The organism is Thermodesulfatator indicus DSM 15286, assembly GCF_000217795.1.
Taxonomy (GTDB): domain Bacteria; phylum Desulfobacterota; class Thermodesulfobacteria; order Thermodesulfobacteriales; family Thermodesulfatatoraceae; genus Thermodesulfatator; species Thermodesulfatator indicus.
Genome location: NC_015681.1, coordinates 2,143,170 through 2,163,192, shown reverse-complemented (window position 1 = coordinate 2,163,192; position 20,023 = coordinate 2,143,170). Strand labels below are relative to the sequence as shown.

The following is a 20,023-nucleotide window of genomic DNA, read 5'->3' as shown; positions in this document are numbered from 1 at the left end:
CCGCTTTAGAGAACAAGAGATTTACGTTTCAAAAGCTGGGTGATATAATTTTTAAAAATTTTATAAGAATTGCCTAAAAAACATGCCAACAGAATTAAAACTTATTGAAATTCTGGAAAAACTACCACCAGAGCTAAGGACTCCCTTAAAAGAATCCTTAAAAGAATAGAGAATATTTTTATTTGGTTGATAAAGAACTCGGAGAAAGGCTCACCAAGAAAGATTTCGAAGTTTTTGAAAAACGCTTTGAGGCCTTTGCCGAGCGAACTGAAGAAAATTTTCGCAAAGTGTGGCAGGCTATAAACAAACTAGCCGAGGCCCAGAAAAGAAGTGAAGAACGCCTTACCAAACTAGAAATTACGGTTCAGGAGCTAGCTGAAGCCCAGAAAGAAACCGAGAAAAAGCTAAATGAGTTAGCTGAAGCCCAGAAGGAAACTGAGAAAACATTGCAGGGTCATTAAAAGGCTTGACCGCCTAGAAGAGCGGGTGGAAGGCCTTTCTGATACAGTTGGCTATACCCTGGAAAACCGAGCTTACAAGGCGCTGCCGTCTATTCTGGCCGAGCACGGCTTAAAAGTAGAAGGGCGGCTTTTGCGAAAATACATAAAGATAGGAAAGAAAGACCGGCGGGTAAATGTTTATGGTCTCGCCAGGCGCAATGGTGAGAAGATCCTTATCTTAGGGGAAGCAAAGGTTAGACCTTCTAAAAAAGAAATATCCCGTTTTGAAAAGCTCTGTAAAGCTATCGCTGAGCAGGAAAAGAAGCCTGTTTTTAAAATATTTGTTGCCCACGATTTTCCTCCATCTATAGAGGAAGAGCTTAAGAAGAGAGAAATTCTCCCCGTCTGGTCTTACGAGCTTGAATAGCTATAAATAAACTATCTTTTTCCCCTTAGATACTTCTTTAAGATGGTCCTTTTCCACCAGTTTTAAACGACAGTTTAGGCCAAAAGTCTCGGCAAAAAGCCTTTCAAATTTGGCCGCTACTTCGTGAAGCCCGAGGATGCTTGGTTCAAAGAGTTTCTCATTTATGGCCACCCAAAGGGAAAGCCTTTCCAGATAATTTTTCTTTTGGATACAAAGAACATATTCTGGCACGTGGCCATAGGCTTCCTCCAAAAGATTTTCTATATAAGCTAGAGAAATTTTTATCCCCCGCACGGAAACCCGACCATCTGCTTGGGCCTGTATCGGCGAAATGCGCGGGGTAGTGCGCCCACAAGGGCAGGGCTCTGGGATAAAGCGCGTCATGTCTCCGGTGCGAAATCTAATAAGAGGATTAGCCTTTACCGCTACGGTGGTGATCACAAGCTCACCTATCTCTCCTGGGGGCACATCTTCTCCTGTTTCTGGATCAATTATTTCGGGAATGAAGTAATCAGTGGCCAGGTGGTATCCGTTTTTCTCGTCACATTCATAACCCATGCCTGGGCCGACTGCCTCAGTTACTCCGTAACCTAACCGAGTCGAAACTCCCAGGACCTGTTCCAGACGCATTCTTTCTTCATCTTCAATTCCTTCCCCTACAAATACGATGAGACGAAGACTTTTAGGAGGAGCTATACCTTCTTGTTGCATAATACCTGTCAGATAAAGGGCGTATGAAGGTGTAGTTATGAGCACGGAAGCCCTAAAATCTCTCATCACTTTTAGGCGATTTTTTACGCTTTGGGGATCAGGCGGGATAACCGAAGCCCCGAGTTCCTCAGCGCCTTCTTTGATCTCTGAAATCCATACGGACATTCCCGGATCAAGACAAATCAAAACAATATCTTCAGAAGTTACTCCACTTGTGGCTAGAAACCTAGCGGTAAGACGCCTCACCGCCGAGAGATCTCTTAAAGTGAAGCCCTTTACAATAGGCGTACGCGGGCCGGGGAAAGTATGAAGCCTCACGATGTCTCGCAAAGGCACGGCAAACAAATCATAGGGATAGTTTTCTTCCAGGTGTTCTCTGGTGGTAAAGGGAAGTTTTTTCATGTCTTCAAGGCTTTTTATGTCATCAGGAGAGATATTGTGCATATCCATCAACTTGCGATAAAAAGGCACGCGGTGATAAACACGATTAATAGTACTTTGCAGTAATTCAAGATGCCATTGACGCCAGCCTTCCTGAGACAAATATTCAACGGCATTATCAGGTTTCATGGCTGTCTCCTAATCAGTAAATTCTCGGTAATCTTTGCCAAGATAGGCCCGCCTAATGTCTTCATCGGCGATAAGGTCTTCGGTTTTTCCCTGCAGGACGATTTTACCTGTTTCTAGCACGTAACCGCGGTGCGCCAAATCAAGGGCGCGGCGAGCGTTTTGTTCCACCAGCAAGATAGTAAGCCCTTCTTCGTTGAGACTTTTTATGGTCTTTAAAATGCTATCTACCAGAAGCGGAGCAAGCCCGAGTGAGGGCTCATCAAGCATTAAGAGCTTAGGTCTAGCCATAAAGGCCCGGCCTATGGCGAGCATCTGTTGTTCTCCTCCAGAAAGCGTGCCCGCCAGTTGCTTTCGTCTTTCTTTTAAACGGGGAAAAAGCTCATAGACTTTTTCAAGGTCCAGACGAATACTTTCTTTAGGTTCTTTTTTGTAGCGGTGATAAGCGCCGAGTTCTAAATTTTCTTCAACGGTTAAAGGATAAAAGATCTGGCGGCCTTCAGGCACAAGGCTTATGCCGCGAGCTACAATACTCGGGGTTGGCAATTTGTGAATAGGTTTATCTTCAAAGAGAATCTCCCCTGAAGAGGGTTTGACAATGCCCATGATAGAAAGCATAAGAGTGGTTTTGCCGGCACCGTTAGCACCAATGAGGCAGACAATTTCTCCCTTTGATACGTGAAGAGATATATTTTTCAGAGCCTTAATTGGGCCATAACAGGTAACCAAGTTCCGTACCGTAAGCATTATCCCTCTCCCAGATAAACGGCAATAACTTCAGGGTTACGTTGAATTTCTCTTGGGGTTCCCTGGGCAATCTTTCTACCCATATCAAGCACAATTACTTCGTCAGCTAGATCCATAACCAGGTTCATGTCGTGTTCCACTAGCAGTATAGTGATGCCCTCTTGTTTTAGGGCTATTATTCTTTCTTTAAGCAGATCTTTTTCTCTGGCGTCAAGGCCGGAGGCGGCTTCGTCTAAAAGAAGAAGGGTAGGGTGGGTGGCGAGCGCTCGTGCTATTTCCAGATAGCGCTGAAGCCCAAAGGGAAGGCTCGCCGCCGGTGTTTCCGCCCAGCTCTCCAGGTTAAACATTTTTAAGTATTCCAGGGCTTTTTGCCTGGCTAGCCTTTCTTTATGGAAAAAAGACGGAGCTCTTACAACTGTTTCCCATAAAAAAACTTTTAAACGGCTATTTATCGCTAAAAGGACATTTTCTAGAGTGGTTAAATGACTGAAAATTTCAAGATTTTGAAAGGTCCGCGCAATCCCCAGGCGGGCGATTTTATACGGAGGTAAATTATCAATGCGGGTATTTTCAAAATAAATTTCCCCACTAGTAGGCCTTAAGTGCCCGGAAATCATGTTAAAAGTAGTGGTTTTTCCCGAACCGTTGGGGCCGATAAGAGCGGTGATAAGCCCTTTTTTGATACTAAAAGAAAGGTTTTTTACCGCGGTTAGGCCTCCAAAAGTTTTAACCAGGTTTTTTACTTTTAGAATCTCTGACATTGCTGGCGAAAATAATAAAACCTTTCAAAGAATTCAATAACTTTCTCTCCTTAAAATACGTGCGGGATTGCCAGCTACCACGCACCCTGGCGGGACCCTTCTAGTGACTACGGCACCCGCAGCCACTGTAGCCTTCTCGCCTACCGAGGCCATTACAATGGCCCCTTCTCCAATCCAGGCGTGCGGGCCTATTTCTACCTTCTCGAAGTGAGATAGATCCGCCGGAAGAATTTTTCCGTCTTTTGAGCGACGGTGCTGTCTTTTGCCGCTGGGAATACTTACGCGTGAGGCAATAAGGCTTCCCTCGCGCAGGATAACATTTCCAAGAATACAGTAAGGTCCAATGTAAACGCCTTTTTCAATAACTCCCCAGGGCTGGCTAAAAAAGGTGCCAAAGCCTATCTCGCAATCAAGAGAGACGTCGGGAAAAATCAAAGAGTAGTATGCGCGGCGACAAAATGATCCTACTATTCCGGGGACAAGGGCCCAAAACTGGGCCCATAGCACGTACATGCGAATACCAAGATTAAACTTTTTTTCCAGCCAGACTAAAAGCCAGGTTGGCAAAACGATGATAATGGCCAAAAAATGGAAAACTCTTTTCATATCTTTACCACTTTAAAAAAGTTATTTCTTTCGTCACGTTTATTTTAAAGAGATTAGCCGGGCTTTCTATCTCTTCACCATCAAGGGCGATGCCTGGCGTGTGAAGGCGCACTTCCTCTTCACAAAGGGTTTTAAAGGGAACAATTTTCCGCGGAAATAGGCCTATTTTAATTTTAGGGCAATTACTTACTTTTTTAAAAGGCTTAAGAGGTATGAAAAGTTTATTGAGAGTGGTAAGCATGGCGGTTTCGGGAAAATAGACCAGGCTGTTTGTCTCTACAATCAAGGGAATCTCACGTTTGAGGCCTTTTTTAAAAGTCTTTCTAACGACCTTAAAAATGTTTTTAAGCCCTCTAATCCCTTCTTTTTTTCGCAAGACATTATAAAAAAAAGTCCCTTCCGCCAGGAGTCCCGCCGCGCAAAAGAGACCATAGTAATTGCCTGGAATAACTTTTAAGGCCCGGCGCTTTAAAATGAGAGGTTTCTTAGCTTTCAAAAAATTCATAAAAATTTTTACTTGCCTAAAGGGACGGCTTACGTCCCAGGCAATAAGATTGTTGGTGCCACCCGGAAGCACCGTTAAGGCAATCTCTTGATCGGGCAAATGTCTAAGATAAGCAGTTATAAAAGCCGAAATAGTGCCGTCTCCCCCACTAACTATGAAATGCCTTTTGCCTTCACGGCTATAGTTTAGGAGAGCTTCTTCTATTTCCTGATAATTTTTAACTGGTGCCTGGGCAAGCCCAGCCTGTTTGGCCAGGGCATATAGGAGTAACCCTTCTTTTAAGTTTTTCCCCGCCGAAGGGTTCCATAGAAGGACGGCTTTTTTTAGCCTATTTTTATCTGATACTTCCATCAAAAGTATTGTTACTTAAGTCACTTTAAAAAGCAAAAAATTATTAGCCTGTAAATTTTGTCATCTATTCGTAAAAAATCTTTAACAACTATTTGGCCCGCTTTCATTAAACTAGCTCAAAAAAATATGTAGGAGGGGGGACTAAATGTCAGTCAAAATTAAAAGATTGGTTAGACCTTTATTTCTTTATCTATTGGTTCTTAATCTTTTTGTGTTAGGTGGTTGTAACCTAAACGATTTTTTGAGCATTAGCGACTCTGGTTCTGACAACAACACTGCTGAAAACGAAAATTTTGAACTAACAGTCATTCATCTTAACGACATTCACTCTCATCTTCCCGAAGAGGAAAAAAGTCTTTATTTCGATGGGACAAAAACTTATGTGCAGATGGGAGGGATGCCTAGAGTAATAAGCAAAATTAAGTCTCTTACCGAAACCGAGCCTAATCCCATAGTGCTTAATGCTGGTGATATGATTGTTGGTACACTCTATTATGTACTTTTTAAAGGAGAAGCCACTGCCAAACTACTAAACTTCATTAATTGGGATGCCGTGATACTTGGTAATCATGAATTTGACAACGGAAACGAGGGTCTTAAGTCTTTCCTTGATAAACTTAACGCTCCAGTAGTCAGCGCCAATATTATTCCTCAAGAAGGTAGTATTCTCAAAGGCTACTGGGAGCCTTACCGCATAATTGAACGTCAGGGTGAAAAAATAGGCATAATAGGCATCGGCTATAGTCAAAAAACTAAAGATTCTTCAAATCCTGGAGAAGACATCGATTTTCTTGAAGAAATTGAAACGGCCAGGCAGTATGTCCAGGAATTAGAAAACCAAGGTGTGAATAAAATTATCATTTTAAGTCACTTTGGCATGGAAAACGACTTGCTCCTGGCTCAAGAAGTAGATGGAGTTGATGTAGTCATCGATGGAGATTCTCATTCCCTTCTTGGGGATTATAGTGAATACGGTCTTTCCTCTCAATATAATCAGTATCCTCAAATTATAGAAAAAGCAGATGGAACGAAAGTTTGCGTAGCTTCTGCCTGGCAATACGCCTACGCCGTAGGAAAATTACACGTTGAGTTTGACAAAAACGGCCATGTTACGGATTGTTCTGGTGTTACCACCATTTTGTTAGGAGATATCTTTAAACAAAAGGACGCTGAAGGAAAGAAGGTAGAAGTGGACGAAGCTACTAGAGCCCACATACTCGACCTTATAGCCCAAAGTGGTGGCAAACTAGAAGTAGTGGCCCCTGACGAAACGGCTCTTGAAGCATTGAGTGAATACATTTCTCAAGTAGAAGAACTTAAAAACAAAGAAATAGGAGAAGCCGCTGAGTTTTTAGGTCATAACCGTATTCCCGGTGACAAGTGGGATGGAGTTAGCTACTTGCCAGAACATGGTAGTGAAATAGCACCTTTGGTGGCCAAGTCTTTTTACGAAAAGGTAAAAGACGCAGACCTCGCTATTCAGAACGCAGGCGGCGTAAGAACTTATATAGACCAAGGCCCCATAACCATAGGCGAAGTCTATACCCTGTTACCCTTTAGCAATACGCTTTTTACTTTAGAGCTTACCGGAGCCGAAATCAAACAAGTGCTTGAAGATGCGCTAGCCAACTTTGAAGATAATGGTGGTTCAACAGGCTCCTTCCCTTACGCTTACGGCATTAGATACAAAATAGACATGTCCCAACCCAAAAATCAGCGTGTTTATGACCTTGAAATAATGAACCGTGAAACCCATGAATGGAGTCCTATAAATCCCGACCAAACCTACAAAGTTGTAACTAATAGCTACATTGCTGCTGGAAAAGACGGTTATTTAACCTTTGGCAAAGTACTTGAAGAAAGAGGCGGAACAGATACTTATTTCGGTTACGCTGAGACTTTTATTGAAATGATAGAAAAGCTCAGCAGTGAAGGAAAAAAGCTTGAAAAACTTCCCCGCGAGGAAATGCCTGTTCAGCGTTTTACTCCAAACACGATGAAGCTCCTAAGCCTCATCTCTGGAAGCAAAGCTAGCAGCGAAATAAACGTCTATGATCCCCAAAGTAAAAGGCTTTTCATCACTAATGGAGATGAAAATTCTCTTGATATTTATGATCTTTCGAATGTAACTGCCCCTAATCTTATAAAAAGCATAGACTTAGCCAACTATGGAGATGGCATAAATTCCGTAGCAGTTAAAAATGGCTTGGTAGCCGTAGCCGAGGAGGTAGTGGATAGCACTGATGATTCTAAACAACTAAAGGGTAAAGTGATCTTTTTTGATACCGAGGGTAATTTTAAGCGCGAAGTCACCGTGGGTTACCTTCCTGATATGATTACCTTTACACCTGATGGTACCAAAGTGCTAGTGGCTAATGAAGGAGAACCAAACGATGCCTATAATTACGATCCAGAAGGTACAGTGGGTATAATAAACCTAACAAATGATTACGCTTATACTGAGCTTGATTTCGGAGGTATAACTTTAACGCCAGCTAAAGATGGTACCCCTGTGCGCCTGGGTGGCACCCCAACCAATGACCAGGCTAAAGACCTTGAACCAGAATATATTGCCGTAGCAGGTGACTACGCCTTCGTTACCCTTCAGGAAAATAACGCTGTGGCTAAAATTGATCTAAACAGTAATTCTATCTCATTAGTAAAATCTTTAGGACGTAAGGATTATACCCCAGGCCATTACACTATTGATATTGAAGAAAATGGAAAGATCGAGATGAAAAACTTTGCCGGTTTATATGGTCTTTACCAGCCAGATGGAATCGCGACTTACGAAGTAAATGGAACATTATTTTTTATTACTGCCAACGAAGGAGACGGAAGAGATTACGACGGCTACTCTGATGAGAAGAAAATAAGTAAACTCAATCTCGATCCCTCCATTGCTTCAAGCTATGAAGAAGATAATGACCTAAAAGTAATGACTGATCTAGGTGATCTTGACAATGATGGTGAATATGAAGAACTCTATGCTTTTGGAGGAAGAAGCTTTAGCATCTGGGATGCAAATGGTGATTTGGTTTGGGATAGTGGCGATGAATTCAGTAGAATTGTAGCTCAAAAAGAGCCCGAACTTTTCAACCACGATGAAGGAGAAATGGACGGCCGCAGTGGAAACAAAGGAGTGGAACCAGAAGGCGTGGTGGTGGGTAAAATTGGTGACAAGTTCTACGCCTTTATCGGCCTTGAGAGGCAATGTTCTATTATGGTTTACGACATTACCAACCCACAAAACCCACAGTTTGTTTATTACCTTCCAGAGTTTAATAAAGGTAATGTAGCCCCAGAAGGCCTCACCTTTGTACCAGCCGAAGAATCTCCAAACGGAAAGCCTCTTCTAATTGTTTCTTTTGAAGAGAGCGGTACTACAGCTATTTATCAAATCAATCTAGGAGAATAAGCAAAGAGCTCCGAGTCAGTTGACTCGGGGCAAAAGTATATAAGGAGGCTAATATGAGGGTCAAGAATCTCATTTTTCTGTTAATTTGTTTTTTATTATTATACTTGGTTAAGATTTCATTTGCCGCTAAAGATTACGTATGGTCTGATAAATCCTTTAAAATTGCTGTTCTTCCTAATGAAATCATTGATAAAGGTAAAATAAAAACGATTACCATAAATTCTATAAATCAATCTGATATTGATTTAGTCATTTTTACGGGAGATACCAAAGATGGAAGCTCAGTTTGTTCTGACGAAGTGATAGGCAAAAAACTCATTGATTATTTTAACAAAATTAATGCTCCGGTTATTTATTCTGTCGGTGATAATGAGTGGACAGACTGTCACCGTGTAAGTAACGGAAGCTATGATCCTTTAGAAAGACTTTCTTATATAAGAAGAATCTTTTTTAACAAACCTTATACTCAAGGAAAAAATCATTTACCAGTAGATAGACAAGGAAAGTTAGGGGATAAATTCAGTGAAAATTCTAGATTAATATATCACAATGTAATGTTAGTGTCTTTACATGTTGTAGGAAGTAATAATAATTTAGTTTCGAGTGATAAACTATGTTTTAAAAAGTCAAAAAGAACTTGGAAAGATTGTGAAAAAGCCACTGATGAATATCGAGAAAGGAACAAAGCTAACATAAAATGGCTAAAAGAATCTTTTGCTATTGCTAAGAAAAAAAATCTAAAAGCTGTCATAGTGGCTATTCAAGCCGATATTTATTATCCTTATGTACCCACGATTAAGGGATATAAAAAATTTCTAAAAAATTTAAACGAAAAAAATGGTTTTACAGACTTTTTCAATGTTTTAAAAGAAGAAACTATATCTTTTCCAGGGCAGGTTTTGCTTGTTCACGGTGATACTCACTTTTTTCAGTTTGATAAGCCCATGTTTTTTGAAAGTAATTGGACTATAGTTCCCAATTTTTCAAGGGTAGAAACTTTTGGTGGCAAAGAAACAAGCTGGGTAGAAATTACAGTAAACCCCAACGATCCTCAAAATATGTTTGTCATAAAACCTGTTGTTTTACCAGCTCTTTAAATAAGTAGGGGGCTAAAACAAGCCCCCTACTTATCCTAGCATTTTAGCCACAACTTCTTCGGCCTTGATAAGGGCCTCTTTTAAAGCTTCTCCCTTGGGCCCACCACCTTGGGCCATGTCAGGACGGCCGCCGCCGCGGCCTCCTACCACTTGCGCCAGTTCCGCAATAATTTTTCCGGCATGTACTTTATCTTTGAGGTCTTTGGTAACCATGGCCAGAAGCTGAGCCTTGCCATTAGCCGCTGCTCCAAGCACTATTACTCCGGAACCCAGTTTGTTACGCAAGAAATCTCCCATCTCGCGCATGGTCTTGGCGTCCTTGGCCGTTACCTCGGCCGCTAAAAGTTTCACGCCGTTTATTTCTTTTACCTGTGAGAGGAGCTCTTCCAGACTTCCTCTAGCTAACTGTCGTTTTAAAGACTCTATTTCTTCCTGAGCTTCTTTTAGCTGTTTTAGAAGGGTATCAATCCTTTTGTGGAGTTCAGCTGGCGCGACTTTTAGTTTGGCCGCAAGAGTTGCCTTTTCTTTCTCTAAGTCATGGACAAAGTTTACCGCTGGCTCTCCTACTACCGCTTCAATACGTCTTACCCCTGCCGAAACACTACTCTCAGAGACGATTTTGAAAAAGCCAAGGTCGCCGGTGCGGTGAACATGGGTGCCTCCGCAAAGTTCCATGGAAAAAGAACCTATGCGAATTACCCGCACCTTATCTTCATATTTTTCGCCAAAGAGAGCCATGGCTCCCTGTTTTACGGCCTCCTGATAGCTCATGAGTTTGACTTCTACAGGCAAATTATCTCTTACGCGGGCGTTAATTAGATCTTCCAGGGCAAAAATTTCTTCCTGGGTTAGAGGCTCAAAGTGAGTAAAGTCAAAACGCAAACGCTCTGGAGCAACGAGAGAACCTGCCTGGTGCACATGGTCTCCCAGTAGGCGGCGTAAGGCCGCGTGCAAAAGATGAGTAGCGGTGTGGTGCCTGGCAATAGCGGCTCTTCGTGAAGAAAATACCGAAAGCTTTACTTTTTCGCCCTTCTTTAGTTTACCTGTTTTTACCTTAAGCTTGTGGATAAATAGTTCCCCCAGGCGATAAGTGTCGGTAACTTCAGCCTGGCCTTCCGGGCCGATTACAAGCCCGGTATCTCCTACCTGACCGCCGGCCTCACCGTAAAAAGGTGTCTCAGAAAAAACGGCCTCGGCCTTTTCACCTGCCGAGATTTCTTCTACCTCCTGGCCGTCTTTAACCATGGCGAGAATTTCCGCTTCGGCCTCGGTAGTCTCATAGCCTACAAACTCTTTGCCCAGGCCCTTTTCAAGGAGTTTAATAAACACCTGTGGAGCTTTGGCCATCTCGCCTTTCCAGGCCTTGCGGCTCCTTTCGCGCTGCTTGGCCATCTCTTTTTCAAAACCAAGCATGTCAAGCTCAAAACCGCGTTCAAGGGCAATGTCTCGCACTATGTCGTAAGGGAAACCATAAGTATCGTAAAGCTTGAAGATAAATGCTCCGGGAATAACTTTTTGCCCGGCCTGAGAAAGTTTCTTTAGTTCTTCCTCAAGCAAAGCTAAACCCCTTTCAAGAGTTTCCCTAAAACGTTCTTCCTCAAGCACCAGTATTTTTTCAATGGTTTGAGCAGCTCGCAAAAGCTCAGGATAGACATCGCTCATTTCTTCAACTACTACGCTTGCCGTGTCGTAAAGAAAGGGCTTTTCAAGGCCAAGGGTCCTCCCGAAACGCACGGCGCGTCGGATAATACGCCTAAGCACGTAGCCACGGCCTTCGTTAGAAGGAAGGACGCCGTCGGCAATGAGAAAGGCCGCCGCGCGAGAATGGTCAGCAATTACGCGAAAGGCCACATCACGCTTCTTGTCTTCACCGTAGATAAAGCCTGTTAAGTCTGAAATCTTGGCCATAAGGCCGGCAAAGAGGTCGCAGTCAAAATTGGTTTTAACTCCCTGAATAGTGGCGGTGATGCGCTCAAGACCCATGCCGGTATCAATACAGGGGCGAGGGAGTGGAGAGAGATTCCCTTTTTCGTCACGCTCGTATTGCATGAAAACGAGATTCCAGAGTTCAAGGTAGCGGTCACAATCGCATCCCACCTGGCAGTCAGGGCGGCCACAACCAACTTCAGGCCCCTGGTCGAAGATTATCTCTGAACACGGGCCGCAGGGGCCAGTATCTCCCATGGCCCAGAAATTGTCTTTTTCTCCCAAGCGCACAATGCGTTCCGCTGGAAGGCCAGCAATCTTTTGCCAGAGGGAAAAGGCCTCATCGTCATCTTTATAGACCGTAACGTATAAGCGCTCTTTGGGAAGCTCAAGCACTTTGGTCAAAAAATCCCAGGCGTAATAGATGGCTTCTTCTTTAAAGTAGTCACCAAAAGAGAAGTTCCCGAGCATTTCAAAAAAAGTGTGATGCCTGGCGGTATAGCCGACATTTTCAAGGTCATTGTGTTTTCCACCAGCGCGTACACATTTTTGGCAGGAGGCCGCCCGTTTATATGGCCTTTCTTCCTGGCCAAGAAATACCTTTTTAAATTGCACCATTCCGGCGTTGGTAAAAAGAAGGGTAGGGTCATCTGCCGGCACCAGCGGCGAACTGGGGACTATTTCGTGGCCATGTTTGGCAAAGTAATCTAAAAAAAGCTTTCTTATCTCTTTCCCTTTCAAATAGCGCACGGGAAATCCTCCTGTTTTTTTGTTTAGCAAAAACATATACATTGAATCTTAATTTTACCAGAGTTTTTGGGGAAAATTTTAACTGGAAATTAAGTTAGAACTTAGATCTTATTTATTAAACCGAGCGTTTTTTAGTAATAAAGTATCATTGCTGGCATAATCGCCAAGGCGAAGTAACCTTCACTGTTACTGCGGGGCCTCGTTAGAGGCCGAAGCAGTCTCAGAGAGCTTCACTAGCAAGACCGCAATTGTCGCTTATTCAATGACTTTATTAATTTATTTCACTTTAAAAAGTACCATTGTTGGGAAATTATCATAAACCAATTCGAAATATCTCTTGTCATAATTTCTTAAAATAAACATTTGATTAAACATGGATTTATATGGCTGTTCTTCCATAAGAAAGAAATGGCTCACTTTGTTTTTGTTAACTATTTCGAAGTAAAAACCTTGATGATGATAATCTCTTTCTATTATTTTGGGGCCATCCTTAATAATTATTTTTCGTAAAGGAAATGCTTTTTGCTGTTGTTCAATTTTCCCTTCTTTTAAGTTTATAATTATGTTTCCACAATTGAGTTTCTCTGCGCTTGATTTTTTACAAACTAGTGGAACAATGGGCGCTTTTTTCCCTCTTTTTGTTTGGAAGTCCCAAGTGCCGAAAAAATTTATCCAGGCAAATTTGCCTATCAAGTCCTCGGTAAAGGCCCAGTAAATAGGATTATTAACTGGTTTAGAAAATGCTCCCGAAAATATTAATTTTTTTATCTCTTCAGGGGTTTTGCCATTTTCTGAAAGTTCTTTAATACCTTCGGCTCCTATATTTGAAATTCCTAAGATTATGTTTCTAGCGATTTGAGGATCAGGAGAGGAAAAAGAAGTAGCTACAAAATAGGTTTTGGGAGATCCTTGGCTCTGTCCATCATGAAAGACAGCTCTGGCCGCTAAATATTGAATAGCTGTTCCGTAATCCCACCATGTCCAGATCCAGCTATTAAGAGGAGTTAAATCTTGCAGTTTTATGAAGTTTTCCTCAAGAGAAGGAGTGATTTTAGGTTTGGCCACGAAAGAAAAAGATTCTTTATTGCTGAAAAGAAAAACAGTCACAACCAAAAAAATAACTATTAAACTTATAGCATAATGATAAAAAGTATTTAGTTTTCTTTTGAAAGAAATATAAGTAATCAATTCATCCAAGAAATAACCTATTCCCATGCCTATAAATGGCGAAAGATACATGGCAAAGCGATTTCCGCCTTTTAAGGCCATAATTCCTATTAAAAAGATTGGAATGAGAAGAAATGTTTCTTTAAAGCGCTTAATAAATAATAAAACTACTCCAGCAAAGCCTAATATAAAAACCAAAATATTGCCAGCTGAAATGTGTGCAATTTGTATTAATTCAAAATGTTTAGCTTCGCTAATTGACATAAGAACATTTGGGAATCCAGCACCTACAGCTGGTTTGAAATAATTTATTAAATAAGTTTTTACCAAGCCTAATAAATTAAAAATCCCGTGAAAAACAAAAACAGGATTTGAAAATATAAGAATAATTAATATATAGATCAGTTTTTCGTAAAGCTCCGCTAAAGCCTGCAATAGGTAAATCTATCTTCCAAAAATAGAGAATAAGAGGGATTACAAATAACACGGAAAGAATAGGGGTTAACCATAGGGCGACATTTTCAATATGAGTGTTTTTTATTCTAGCAAGGTTGGCTCCTAACCAGCTTTCCATAGGGATAGGGGAAGGATAAGTGACGTTTTCTGTAATATAGTTATCAGGAACGAATCTTAAAGGATCTCTTTCTTTGGTCTGGAATTTTCCTTCTAAGTATTCTTTTCCCCAACGAGCAAAGAAAAAAGCGTCGTAGCTAGTGAAGAGAGGGCGATTTTCATAATAAAAATATTTTTGATATTTATGCCAGATACTTAAATCATCAAATCTGACATAGAGTCCTGAAACGATAGGAATAACGATTAACAAAAGTAAAAAAATTATTTTTTTCATAATTTACCCTCATTTCAGAAGTCTAGTTTAGATATCGGTAAAAACTAATTTTTTATTAACGGCTAGCGAAGCGAAACAATTCCGTTAGATCACGGCGACGACTGTATCGCCTCTGTAATAGTAAAAAATACTTCATTAAAATCTAAGTCACCTCGTGCATAGTACTCTTAACTTTTACAAAGCTCCAAAAATTAATCGCATTTTTTATCTTCAGTACAAATCCCTCCAGGCAAAGGTAAATTCAGCGGCAACGTAGAACCTTCAGGAAGCAAAACAGAAGATTTTTCTTTACTTTCTTCTCGTTTTAAATAGGCCAGTATTAGATTATCGCCTACCAGTATCTTTTTTTCACCATTGCGGTCCACAATCATAACTGGGACTCCCTTTATGTCTAAGCTGCGCATAAAGGCCAAAGCTTTATCTTTAGGACAAAGAAACAAGTCTAAATTTTCTAATTTCTCGCAAAAATTAAGTACTTTATGACAATGAGGACAATTTTCTGAATAGATTAAAATATATTTTTCTGAAGGTTCTCCACGATAAATTCTTTTAACCGAGGCCTCTGAGAGCGGAGCAATGGAAAGAGGAGTTAGGGCAAAGGCCCAGCTTACGGCAATAACGGCCAAAATAACGCTGATTCTTAAAAACCGCAAAAGGGATGGGAGAGCAGTGAGTAATATAAAAATTCCTACGGTTACGCAGAAAGGACAATGCAGATGATAATCCCAGGCCTGGCGCGAAAGGAGGACCATCTCTCCAGCAAGGGCTACAGATGCAGTAACACAAAGGAAGGGGACTACTAGACGATCTCCTTTCAAAAAGGCCCTGGCTAAAAAGAAAACTATAGCAAAATAAATAGCAGCCAAAGCAGCTAAAGTTTGCCGTGAAAGCTGAGAAAATTCTTCAACTACGTAACAAGCACTTGAAGTACATACGCTTTTGCCAAAAAATCCCAAAAAAACTTCGGTAACACAAAAGAAAAAACCAGCTATAGAAGCTAATAACACTAAAGAAATTAGTTTTTCCCGTTTAAAAAACATGAAATCACGAAAAAACGGCTGGCTCATAGATCTTTCTACGGTCATCTTTTCATTTAACAGGGCTTCTTTCATAACCAGCCCCCTTTTTGCCTAAATTCTTTATTTTATTTCGGCAACTAAGCGCTATAGTTTAAAAAGGCCCAAATCCAGGCAAGGACTAAAAGACTAAATCCAGCCACCAAGCCTATTAACGAAAATTTATAATTACAACTTTTGTCCAAAAATAGATTCCAGAGCACCCCTAAATAAACTCCTGCTAAAAGCCCTAAAAAATGGGCTCCTAAATCTACGTTTGTACCTCCTGAGCCCAAAAAGCCTAAAAAAGCTAGGGCAAAGCCTACAGCCAAAAGTAACCGCTTGGATTTTTTTTGAAAGGCTAAAAAAACACTTATAATCCCTAAGCATCCAAAAGAAGCCGTTGAAAAGCCTATAGAAATATGTCTCTCTGTGTGCAAAGCTAAATTCCAGCTGTTTCCAATCGCTCCACTTAAAATTATCATTAACCATGAAAGACCTAGAGATAAAAAAGGCCTCAAAAAAAACATAAAAAGCCCGGTAAATACCAGATTTCCCATTAAGTGTCCAAAATCCTGATGAAGGGTAAGAGACGTAAAAACTCTCCACCATTCACCTTGAGAAAATTTAACGTTATCTGCAGCACCTATGATCAATAGTTTTTCTTTCGGTTCAACAAAAAGTAATAAGGCATTTAAAACCCCTAAAAAAGCCATTGTCCAGAAGATAGCTTCTGCACTGTAATAATTATGGGCTTGATTTTGAATTAAGGTTTTATTTTCCTGTTCATAAAGTCTTATTTCTTCTTTGGCCTTTAAAAAGGCTTCCTCTCCAACATAAATTTCCCACTTTCCGCCGGGAACTATTTCGTGTTCAATTCCTCTAGCCAGCAAAACTAAGGAATATCTTTTGGCTTCGGCTTTATTTCCACGGAACAACAATTTTGGCTTCATCTTTAAAGGATAAAAATTTTTTGGCCGAAAAGCTATATAGAATTCCTTACAAAGGAGGGCTTATGTCTTTTATCAAATGGCAAGACGAGTTCTTAACCGGTGTCTCCCAAATAGACGCGCAACATCAGCAGTTAATAGAAACCCTTAATCGCCTGCATGTTCTTTTAAGAAATAAAAACCCATCAAAAGAAGAAATAGACAGCGTCCTTAATTTTTTAACCCAATATACCGTTGACCACTTTGGCACTGAAGAACACCTAATGAAAACAACCCCTGGTTTTCCAGAAGATTTAAAAGAGCGTCATTTCAAACAGCACCGTTATTTTATAGATAAAGTTCAGGAATTCCGCGGGGTGTTAGAAGATTATCACCAGGGCCAGAATGAAAGAAGACATGTGCTAGATTTATTCGCCTTCTTAAGTTATTGGCTCTGTGAACATATTCTTAAAATAGACAAAGAAACAGCCAAGTATTTCCAGAAACCGCCAGAAATTAGTATTCAGGCGGCAAGCGCTTAAGCTCTGAGAGAGAAAATACCGGGCCATCCTTACATACCAAGGCTGGCCCCACGTTACAGTGCCTGCAAAGGCCAAGACCGCAACGCATACGGTTTTCAAGGGATAGATAGATATTTTCAGGAGAAAAGCCAAGTTTTTCAAGTATCGGCAGGGTAAATTTTATCATCACCGGCGGACCACACACCAGGGCTACGGCGTTTTCTCCTTGAGGGGCAACTTTTTCGGTAATTTGGGGCACAAAACCCACCAGACCTTCCCAACCAGGGGCTTCGACATCCACAGTTAAATATAAATTTAGATCCTCCCGCTTTTGCCATTCATTAAGTTCATTTTTGTAAAGGAGTAGCCCGGGGTTTCTCGCCCCATAAATCATGGTTACTTCGCCATAGTCTTGGCGATGTTTCAAAAGATAAACTAAAGTGGCCCGTAAAGTGGTTATCGCAAAACCCCCGGCAATGAGGACAATATTTTTTTCTCTAAATTTTTCTAACGGGTAACCATTTCCCAACGGGCCCCTAAGACCAATAATTGTGCCTTCAGGTAAGCGGTGAAGGGCGTCCGTTACAAGACCTGTGCGAAATATACTGAATAGCCAGTATTCTTCATGGGGGGCTGAGGCAATCCCTATGGGACATTCCCCTTTGCCCGGAACGGAAAGCATAGCAAATTGGCCAGGACGCGGTAAGGGAAGAGCCCCTTCAATGGGCTTAAGATAAAAGCTTTTTATAAGGCCGTCTTCAGTTTCCACTACGATTTTTTCAATCCTGGCGGGTAAGGAATACATTAAGCCACCTCTCCCATGGCCTTTAAAACATCCCAAAGATTAATACCAGCGGGACAGGCCTCATTACAGCGTCCACAGCCTACACAAAGTGGTTCGCCATATTCGTCAAGAAAGTACTTAAATTTGTGCATGAACCTGTTTCTAAAACGAGCTAAAGGCTCGCGACGTGGATTGTGCCCTGAGGCATGCTGGCTGTAAAGAGGAAACATGCAGGCATCTGGTAGTCTTATTCTTATGCCTTCCTTCCCTATCACTTCGTCCTGCACATCAAAACAATAACAGGTCGGGCAAATAAAGGTACATATTCCGCAATTAAGACAGGGAAAAGAAAGTTCCTCCCAAAAAGAAGCTTCATAAAGGGGCATAACTTCTGTTTTTTTAAGTTTTTCCCACAGAGGCGAGACATAAGCTCTCTTTTTGAAGTCAACTTGTGTTTTTTGGAAAAGTTCTATCTCTTCCGGTGAGGCCTCCCTGGCCTGAGGGGGCAATAATTCCAGAGCTCGTTTTTTTATTACTTGGACCAGAAATGAGTCTTCACCAGGTAAAACCAACAAATCAAGCCCTTCTCCTTTAAACGGGTCAACCCCCATGGCGTCGCAAAAACAACCTTCGGACTTTTCCCGAATAAACCCGATAAGGGAAAAATGCCTTCGTCTATCCTTAAAAAAGGGGTCATCTTTAAAGACTTTTTCTATAAGTGTTATCCCTTTGGCGTCACAGGGCAAAACTCCAAAAATAATACCTTTAGTCTCAGGGCTTATTTTTTCAGGAATAGCTCCCGGGATAGATTCAAAAAAAAGAATCGGTTCACGCCAGGGAAGAAAAAAACTCTTAATAGAAAGCCTTGGTTTACCTTCTAAAAAAACCTTACCCTGATAAGGCTCAAAACCCTGGTTTTCAGGAACAAAAAGAGCACCTTTTTCGGATAAAAAATCCAGCCACAGAGATAAAGCCTTTTTAGGCAGAGACCAGATCATGCCTCCTCCCTTTTACGGGACCTGAGCCGATGGTGCAGCATAAAATCCTCGGGATCATTTTCGCTATAGGTTTCAAAAAGAAGCGGGCTATCCAGGTCAAGACCAGCCTTGTAACCAAAAGCCATTAGAGCCTCTTTTTCTAACTTTTTCGTAAGTAGTCGCAAGGGGAGGCCCAACGGGCAGGCGGCCTCACAGGCTCCACAATCTACACAGCGGCCGGCCAGATGATAGGCCCGCACAATATGATAAAGGGCATTGTCTATTGGATCACGCGTCTTTCCTACCCACTGGGGCCGTGAATCATCTACAAAACAAAGTGGGCAATAACAAAGCGGGCAGGCGTTACGGCAGGCGTAACAGCGAATGCAGGGCCCGGCTATTTTTTCAAAAAACCAATTAGCCCGCTCTTCAACAGAAAGGCCTTCAATTTCTTCAACCTGTCGGTAAGGCTCATTTGAAACAGAAAGGGCCTTGCCGGGTAGCATTTCGTCGTAAAGAGTAGGGGAGGGGTGTTCACATGACAAACAATTTTCTCTTAAGACCTCTTCAAGGGGCATCTCTATTGAGTGTGTGCCCGTCTCAATAATAATTTTTGTGCCCTTTCGGCTGAGATTTTTTACTTCATTTAAAGGATAGGGAAGTTTTTGGAGATCCAGAAAACCAGGGCAGGGGACACCGATGACATAAACATCGTCTCTTTTTATTTGCCCTTCTTTTACGAGTACAGAAAGGGACCTTGCTGTACAACCATTAGCCAAGAGGGCTATGCGTTTGCCTTTAATTTTAGGCCAAAGGGAAAGGAGATTCAGAGCCGCAAACTCTGGCCATATAATTTCAGAAACTTTTTCCGGAGTGGTAATAAAGTCAGGCCTTGATTTGAAAGGCACAGAGCTTTCTACGTAGGCGAGAATTCCTTCCACCAGGCCTTTAGCCAGAATTTCTTGCGTTTTATCGCGTATTTTTTCCGTTAATTCCTTCAAAGAATCTCCTTCCTCAAAGTCTTTCTGAATTTAAGGTTCGGACCTAAACGACGCAAACTTTCCGTCATTTCTTTAACTAGCTCGGCAAACACGTTTCCTTCAGAGGCAGAAACCCAGACAAACTCAACTCTTTCAGGTTCAATACCAACGAATTCCAAAAGTTTGCGTAACATAAAAAACCGCCTGCGGGCAAAAAGATTTCCCGTAAGATAATGACAATCCCCAGGGTGACAACCTGACACCAAAACCCCGTCTGCCCCGGACTTTAAGGCTGAAAGTATCATGGCTGGTGTAACCCTGCTAGAACACGGCACCCGAATAATTCTTAGAGACGGGGGATAGGCCCTGCGGGAAACTCCGGCCAAATCCGCCCCGGCGTAACTGCACCAGTTGCAGAGAAAAGCTACAATCTTGGGTTCGAAACCAGACATTTTAT

19 protein-coding genes are annotated in these 20,023 nt (G+C 41.7%); 5 read left to right on the top strand and 14 right to left on the bottom strand.

What is annotated here, in order from left to right; translation table 11 throughout:
* Positions 1-182 precede the first annotated feature (182 nt).
* Together THEIN_RS10655 and THEIN_RS10650 are read left to right on the top strand one after the other, a co-directional pair.
* Entirely contained in the window at positions 183-461 is a 279-nt protein-coding gene (locus THEIN_RS10655) for a hypothetical protein (protein WP_041434724.1), read from the top strand.
* 25 nt (positions 462-486) lie between these two features.
* Positions 487-867, top strand: coding sequence for a hypothetical protein (locus tag THEIN_RS10650; RefSeq protein ID WP_041434722.1), 381 nt, complete (start codon positions 487-489; stop codon positions 865-867).
* Here the strand turns inward: THEIN_RS10650 and THEIN_RS10645 are convergent, their stop codons facing one another.
* Genes THEIN_RS10645 through THEIN_RS10625 form a run of 5 tightly spaced genes read right to left on the bottom strand, consistent with a single transcriptional unit; the run spans position 868 to position 5,115 of the window.
* Positions 868-2,148 (bottom strand): phenylacetate--CoA ligase family protein, encoded by a 1,281-nt coding sequence (locus THEIN_RS10645; RefSeq protein WP_013908674.1) that lies wholly within the window; start codon positions 2,146-2,148, stop codon positions 868-870. It abuts the gene before it with no gap.
* Positions 2,149-2,157: 9 nt separating this feature from the next.
* Complete coding sequence (locus THEIN_RS10640) at positions 2,158-2,892, bottom strand: ABC transporter ATP-binding protein (protein ID WP_013908673.1); 735 nt, start codon at positions 2,890-2,892, stop codon at positions 2,158-2,160.
* Complete coding sequence (locus tag THEIN_RS10635) at positions 2,892-3,653, bottom strand: ABC transporter ATP-binding protein (protein WP_013908672.1); 762 nt, start codon at positions 3,651-3,653, stop codon at positions 2,892-2,894. Before THEIN_RS10635 ends, THEIN_RS10640 begins: the two co-directional genes overlap by 1 nt.
* A gap of 33 nt (positions 3,654-3,686) precedes the next feature.
* Positions 3,687-4,259, bottom strand: coding sequence for an acyltransferase (locus THEIN_RS10630; RefSeq protein ID WP_013908671.1), 573 nt, complete (start codon positions 4,257-4,259; stop codon positions 3,687-3,689).
* A gap of 4 nt (positions 4,260-4,263) precedes the next feature.
* Complete coding sequence (locus tag THEIN_RS10625; RefSeq protein WP_013908670.1) at positions 4,264-5,115, bottom strand: diacylglycerol kinase family protein; 852 nt, start codon at positions 5,113-5,115, stop codon at positions 4,264-4,266.
* Positions 5,116-5,260: 145 nt separating this feature from the next.
* On the opposite strand from THEIN_RS10625, the gene nadN reads away from it, so the two are divergent.
* Together nadN and THEIN_RS10615 are read left to right on the top strand one after the other, a co-directional pair.
* The gene (gene nadN, locus THEIN_RS11835) at positions 5,261-8,533 is read left to right on the top strand and encodes an NAD nucleotidase (protein WP_013908669.1); all 3,273 of its coding nucleotides are present in this window, start codon (positions 5,261-5,263) and stop codon (positions 8,531-8,533) included.
* Positions 8,534-8,586: 53 nt separating this feature from the next.
* On the top strand, positions 8,587-9,630 hold the full coding sequence (locus tag THEIN_RS10615; RefSeq protein WP_013908668.1) for a metallophosphoesterase family protein: 1,044 nt from the start codon (positions 8,587-8,589) through the stop codon (positions 9,628-9,630).
* Positions 9,631-9,660: 30 nt separating this feature from the next.
* On the opposite strand, the gene alaS is transcribed toward THEIN_RS10615, so the two are convergent.
* The 5 genes from alaS to THEIN_RS11830 all read right to left on the bottom strand — a co-directional run bounded on the left by alaS (position 9,661) and on the right by THEIN_RS11830 (position 16,328).
* Complete coding sequence (alaS, locus tag THEIN_RS10610) at positions 9,661-12,342, bottom strand: alanine--tRNA ligase (protein WP_425358414.1); 2,682 nt, start codon at positions 12,340-12,342, stop codon at positions 9,661-9,663.
* Between the two features lie 240 nt (positions 12,343-12,582).
* Positions 12,583-13,803 (bottom strand): hypothetical protein, encoded by a 1,221-nt coding sequence (locus THEIN_RS10605; protein WP_148236962.1) that lies wholly within the window; start codon positions 13,801-13,803, stop codon positions 12,583-12,585.
* A 10-nt stretch (positions 13,804-13,813) separates the two neighbouring features.
* Positions 13,814-14,320, bottom strand: coding sequence for an STT3 domain-containing protein (locus THEIN_RS10600; RefSeq protein ID WP_013908666.1), 507 nt, complete (start codon positions 14,318-14,320; stop codon positions 13,814-13,816).
* 191 nt (positions 14,321-14,511) lie between these two features.
* Positions 14,512-15,432 carry a vitamin K epoxide reductase family protein gene (locus THEIN_RS10595; protein WP_013908665.1) on the bottom strand — a complete coding sequence of 307 codons (921 nt, stop codon included), beginning with the start codon at positions 15,430-15,432 and terminating at the stop codon, positions 14,512-14,514.
* Positions 15,433-15,476: 44 nt separating this feature from the next.
* The gene (locus THEIN_RS11830; protein WP_013908664.1) at positions 15,477-16,328 is read right to left on the bottom strand and encodes a rhomboid family intramembrane serine protease; all 852 of its coding nucleotides are present in this window, start codon (positions 16,326-16,328) and stop codon (positions 15,477-15,479) included.
* Positions 16,329-16,390: 62 nt separating this feature from the next.
* On the opposite strand from THEIN_RS11830, the gene THEIN_RS10585 reads away from it, so the two are divergent.
* A complete protein-coding gene (locus THEIN_RS10585) occupies positions 16,391-16,846 on the top strand; it encodes a bacteriohemerythrin (RefSeq protein ID WP_013908663.1) in 456 nt (151 codons plus the stop codon).
* On the opposite strand, the gene THEIN_RS10580 is transcribed toward THEIN_RS10585, so the two are convergent.
* Genes THEIN_RS10580 through THEIN_RS10565 form a run of 4 tightly spaced genes read right to left on the bottom strand, consistent with a single transcriptional unit; the run spans position 16,821 to position 20,018 of the window.
* Positions 16,821-17,630, bottom strand: coding sequence for an FAD/NAD(P)-binding protein (locus THEIN_RS10580; RefSeq protein WP_013908662.1), 810 nt, complete (start codon positions 17,628-17,630; stop codon positions 16,821-16,823). The genes THEIN_RS10585 and THEIN_RS10580 overlap by 26 nt on opposite strands.
* Positions 17,630-18,607, bottom strand: a complete 978-nt coding sequence (locus THEIN_RS10575; protein ID WP_013908661.1) for a 4Fe-4S dicluster domain-containing protein — start codon at positions 18,605-18,607, stop codon at positions 17,630-17,632. The genes THEIN_RS10580 and THEIN_RS10575 overlap by 1 nt, the downstream gene beginning before the upstream one ends.
* A complete protein-coding gene (locus THEIN_RS10570) occupies positions 18,604-19,587 on the bottom strand; it encodes a 4Fe-4S dicluster domain-containing protein (protein ID WP_013908660.1) in 984 nt (327 codons plus the stop codon). Before THEIN_RS10570 ends, THEIN_RS10575 begins: the two co-directional genes overlap by 4 nt.
* On the bottom strand, positions 19,584-20,018 hold the full coding sequence (locus THEIN_RS10565) for a hydrogenase iron-sulfur subunit (protein WP_013908659.1): 435 nt from the start codon (positions 20,016-20,018) through the stop codon (positions 19,584-19,586). The genes THEIN_RS10570 and THEIN_RS10565 overlap by 4 nt, the downstream gene beginning before the upstream one ends.
* Positions 20,019-20,023 lie beyond the last annotated feature (5 nt).